At 48.8% G+C, this 5,268-nt stretch carries 3 protein-coding genes; 2 read left to right on the plus strand and 1 reads right to left on the minus strand.

Annotation, left to right across the window (positions count from 1 at the left end):
• Positions 1-86: 86 nt before the first annotated feature.
• Positions 87-338: a DeoR family transcriptional regulator gene (locus ARC85_RS19460; protein WP_286715962.1), complete on the minus strand. Its 252-nt coding sequence runs from the start codon at positions 336-338 to the stop codon at positions 87-89.
• A gap of 219 nt (positions 339-557) precedes the next feature.
• On the opposite strand from ARC85_RS19460, the gene ARC85_RS19465 reads away from it, so the two are divergent.
• A complete protein-coding gene (locus ARC85_RS19465; protein ID WP_187447813.1) occupies positions 558-2,900 on the plus strand; it encodes a TonB-dependent receptor in 2,343 nt (780 codons plus the stop codon).
• A gap of 89 nt (positions 2,901-2,989) precedes the next feature.
• Positions 2,990-5,017, plus strand: a complete 2,028-nt coding sequence (locus tag ARC85_RS19470) for a phosphocholine-specific phospholipase C (RefSeq protein ID WP_187447814.1) — start codon at positions 2,990-2,992, stop codon at positions 5,015-5,017.
• The last annotated feature ends 251 nt before the right edge of the window (positions 5,018-5,268 follow it).

A 5,268-nucleotide genomic window follows, 5' to 3' on the forward strand; every position in this document is an offset into this window, starting at 1 on the left:
TTAAATGTACGATATTTACCTAATTTGCCACACTTATAAGTAGTAACCCACCTCCGCAGCCATTTATTGGTGTGGTCTACAGAGGATTATGTCTTTTTAGAGGGGAAAATCCCTAGAACCCCAATACGCTTTTTAACTCCGGCATTACTGTTAACCCGTTGCCAGTAAGGCGGCTCCAGCCGGGTTGCCGGTAAACGCACCCCACCATGAATTTTTTCTACCCGACCAGAAGACGCTAACAGCTTAATATCACGCCGAATAGTTTCTTCAGACACCGCAAACTGTCTGGATAGCTTTGACACGGACATTGACCGGTGTAACTCCACCAACTCAAGAATTGCTGTTTGTCAGTCTGCCATAGAAGCCCCTTTTATATTATGGCAATAAGTATATCCGGTTCCCGAGCACACTCAACGAAAAGCCACACAAAACCACAAAATGTCACAAATATTCACAAGAATTGTCATATTTCAGGCCTAATCTGACCACCCTAAATGTCGAGCGTGACCTTTCCGACATTCACAGTCATACATAAATCCCATACACAAGGAACTGAAATGAAAAAGCCTGGCTGCTTTGCGCTTTCACCACTAATGCTTGCAATGGCAACATCGGTGGCTACTGCCCAGAACAATCCTGAACAACAGGAAAAAACACAGAAACCTGAGCAAATTGTTGTTATTGGTCAGAAACAAACGTTTGCCTCAAACACTGTTTCAATGGATATGATTTCACGTCGTCCAGCGAATGCCTCGGTAAACACTGTGGTACAGGAACTGCCAGGCGTTATCGTTCAGGAAGCTGATACTTTCGGTTCTTCAGACTGGATGACCAACATCCGAATGCGGGGCTTTAATACCAGTAATGGCCAGATTGGTACCACGCTGGATGGCTTGCCAAACGGTGGCTCAGGCTACGGGGGGGGTAGTAAAGCCAACAAATTTATTGACGTATTCGATCTTGAAACCGTTGAGGTGAGTCAGGGTACCGCCGATATCAGTTCACGTTCCAATGAAGCCCTTGGCGGTACGCTAAACTTCATCACGACTGACCCAATGTCGGAACAAAACGTCAGCCTTTATTACATGGCTGGAGATCAGGATGCCAGCAAATTCCGTTTCCGCTACGATTCTGGTGAAATTGCTGAAAATACATACTTTTTCATCAGTGGCTCATCCTCTGAAAACAAGGACGTGTGGGATAACGCAGCCACGACCGAAAAAGATTACCTGACCGGTAAGCTCATCAGCGAAATCAACGGCTATAACATCACTGCATTTGCAACGTATAACGATTCTAACGAAAACGAGTACGAGTATATATCCCTTGAACAGTTCGCCGAGAATCCTCGCCATGATGCCCTGCACGCCAACTGGACTGGTCTGCCAAGCCTGGATGAGAACAACCGTAACGGCTGGCGAGCTCTGCGAGATAACCGTTTTTATAGCCTGAAACTGGATAGAGATTTTGGTGATTTCGCTTTTAACACCTCCGCTTACTTCCACCGTATGGAAGGCCGCGGCGACTGGATCCCACCTTACGTAACCGATGTAGATGGCGACGGCACATTAACCGCTGAATTATCCGGCGATACGCTTTACGGCGATTATAATGGCGATGATTTTTTCTTTGTAAACGCCGGCACTACTATACCAGGAACAGTGATGAGCAACTGTACGGGTCGATTTGGCTTAAGTGCGGCAAAGGATCCTGAATGTTATGAGGGCAATGTTGAACCAGTCAGCTCTTACCGCACCTCGAATTACTCAAACCGTCGCTACGGTCTGACCGGTGATGCGTCTTATAATTTTTCCACGGGGGATGTCGCCCACATTCTGCGCGTCGGCTTCTGGTATGAGAACTACGATGCAGATGTCACTCGTCAATGGCATCTGATTAATAACCCACAAACCAGCATTGAATTCAGCAAGACTCCATACTGGGTGCAATACAAGACCGAAGCCAATACTAAAGAACTGATGTACTACATTCAGGATAACATTGAATTCGGCCCTCTGGCTGCCAGTATTGGTGTAAAACAATTCCAGGTAGACACCACCGTCGATCATTTCTACAACGACGACCGCACAGGTCAGCTGGATAACACCTCTGATCCGCTGCTTTATCTGGGTGCAACATACACCACACCAATTGATGGACTGGAAGTATTTGCAGGGTACTCGGAAAACTACAAGTCCATCGTACCGGGCATTATCGATTCTGGTTTGTCTAACAACGAACTGGGTACCATTGATCCGGAGACCTCAGATAACATTGAATTAGGCTTGCGGTATAACAACCGTGACTTTAAAGCCGCTGTTACGTTCTATGATATCGAGTTCGATAACCGAATCGTTCAGCTCGATACCAGCGTACTGGAAGGTATTGACTACAAGGAAGAAGTGGACGGCTCTTATATTAATGCCGGTGGTCAAAAAAGCCAGGGCGTAGAATTGCTGGCCTCTTACCAGCTAACCAGTGCACTGCGTCTGTCAGGTTCTTACACATATGATGATTCAGAGTATCTGGGTACCGGTGATACCGGACTGGATGCGGAGTCAGGCATTGTAGCGGGTAACCGCGTATACGGTGGCCCGAAGAACTTTTACTCACTGGCGGTGGATTATATGGGAGATGCATTGAGCTCTGGCTTGTCTTTGCGCCACATTGGTGATCGTTACATCAACTTCGAAAATTCCGCGTCTGCACCAGCCTACGACGTGATTGACGCATACATTGGGGCGGATTTCACGGATGTGGTTCCACAGCTAAAAGAGGTGCATGTTCGTCTTAACGTCAACAACTTGCTGGACCGTGAATACATCATTGGTGTAGGCACCAACAGCGTTTACCCGGGTTCACCCCGCACCGTATCACTGACAATAGGCGCAGACTTTTAACTGGTCTGCCTTTAAATTGACATAATACGCCAATAGCATTCCTTCGCATCTCGCGAAGGAATGCATTTTTTCGGATTCAAGGTACTTATATGGCCGATATTAACCGTCGTCAGTTTCTCGCCGCCGCAGGAGCCACCAGCGCCTTCGCCGCGTTCCCATCTATTGCCCGGGCGCTTTCGATTCCTGCGAAAGTGAACACGGGTACGATAAACGATGTAGAACACGTGGTGATCCTGATGCAGGAAAACCGGTCATTTGATCACTACTTTGGTACCCTTTCAGGCGTTCGAGGGTTTTCAGACCCTTATCCGGCACCAGCGAAGGCAAGAGAGAAGCAACAGGCCAGAAATGTCTTTCTGCAGCAAAACACCACTAAAGCCGGACCGGAATGGGTGACACCGTTCCCACTGAACACCCGTCAGAACTTTGCCCATATGAGGGTTGAAGGAACCCCTCACTCCTGGCCAGATGCACAGTATGCCTGGGATCACGGCCGCATGAGCCAGTGGCCGGATGCCAAATATCTGCATGCCATGGGTTATTTCGAACGCGACGACATACCGTTTCAGTTCGCACTGGCCGAGGCATTTACCCTGTGTGATGCCTATCATTGCTCAGCTCATGTGGGTACCAATACTAACCGCTTATTCCTTTGGTCAGGTACGAATGATGGCAACGCACTAAATGGTGGCCCGGCAATAGGTAATTCTCACGATAACCTTCCTGAAAATGGCGGATACCCGGAAGCTTACACCTGGAAAACATATGTAGAGCGTTTACAGGAAGCTGGTATCGATTGGACCATCTATCAGGATATGGCAGATAACTTTACTGACAATCCGCTGGTCGGTTTCAAAACCTTTCAGGACTCGTTTGCTGGTCTGCCAGGCAGTGACCCCGAATTGGCCCGCCGGGGACTAACGACCCGGGCGCTGGACGCTCTGCGGTCAGATGTAAGCAACGGTGCGTTACCACAAGTGTCATACATAATCGCGACAGCGCAAGGCTCAGAGCATCCAGGGCCGTCCAGCCCGGCTCAGGGCGCGGCTTATATCGCCGAAGTACTTAATGCACTCACGGCCGTGCCGGAGGTGTGGTCGAAGACCGCCCTGTTTATTATGTTTGACGAAAACGATGGCTTTTTTGACCACATGCCGCCACCAGCCCCACCATCTCCTGGTGCAGACGGTAAGTTCGCTGGCATCTCGCAGATAGCGACAGAGGGTGAATACCACCAGCATTTTTCTGCAGCGGATAAGAATCTGGAACATGCCGATCTACTGGGCAACCCCTACGGTCTCGGCCCACGGGTTCCTGCGTATGTTATATCGCCATGGAGTCGTGGAGGATATGTGAGTTCAGAGGTGTTGGACCACACCTCAGTAATTCGTTTTCTGGAGCAACGCTTTGGTGTGACTGAACCCAATATTTCTGCCTGGCGCCGGGCAGTATGCGGTGATTTCCTCAACGCATTCGACTTTAAAACGCCGAATCACACAAGCCTACCGGTATTTCCGAATCCAGGTAATGACGCCCAAATGGCTGGGGAATTACCCGAGCGTACCGTGCCAACCATTCCAACTGATATGTCAATGCCAACGCAGGAAAAAGGGCGCCGCCCACAGCGGGAGAATTTGTACAACATTAATGTTGAGTTTGCTGCACAAGATGACTCGCTGAAAATAACGTTTATCAATACCGGTAGCCGCGCGACAGTGTTTCACGTGTATGATCGGTGTAATTTAGACGCCATTCCAAAACGCTTTACCATTGCTCGTTCCAGAAGTTATAGCGATACCTGGAAAGCTGCGGACGGAATGTACGATCTTCAGATCATGGGGCCGGAAGGTTTTCATCGTCGCATCTGCATACCTCGTGATCAATTGTTAACGCTCAATCATATTTCTTTGCGTATAACGCCTGAAGGTTGCTTCCTGACCACGCAAAAAGAAGGCTTTGCGGTAGCGCTGAATAATACAAAACGGGAACAAAAACCACTGCCAATTGCAGCGAGAATACCCGTACCATTCGATACCAACGGTCGATATGATCTCACGCTGTCACTTGGGGGGACCGAAACCGCTTTTATTGAGTGTGCAGGCCGGCTACCGGTTTAAGGTAAATAGCGCCGGAACATTCAGCAATTCGCATTATCACGATGACAACTCGCAGCCTGAGTTCGTCATCATGCCGGCCCCGGAAAGCTTCCTGTAAACTGCCGATTCCGCCCGGGTGATATGGTTAAGAGTATAAGAAATATTAACGCTATGTACTACCCACTGTGTCAGCTGTATTTAAGGCCAGTTGCACGTGTGTCAAATGGGTACTTTTCAGGAATCAGTGAAGTAGTTGTCATCAAGATAGACGC

Source organism: Marinobacter sp. tcs-11 (genome assembly GCF_002049515.1).
Classification (GTDB): domain Bacteria; phylum Pseudomonadota; class Gammaproteobacteria; order Pseudomonadales; family Oleiphilaceae; genus Marinobacter; species Marinobacter nauticus.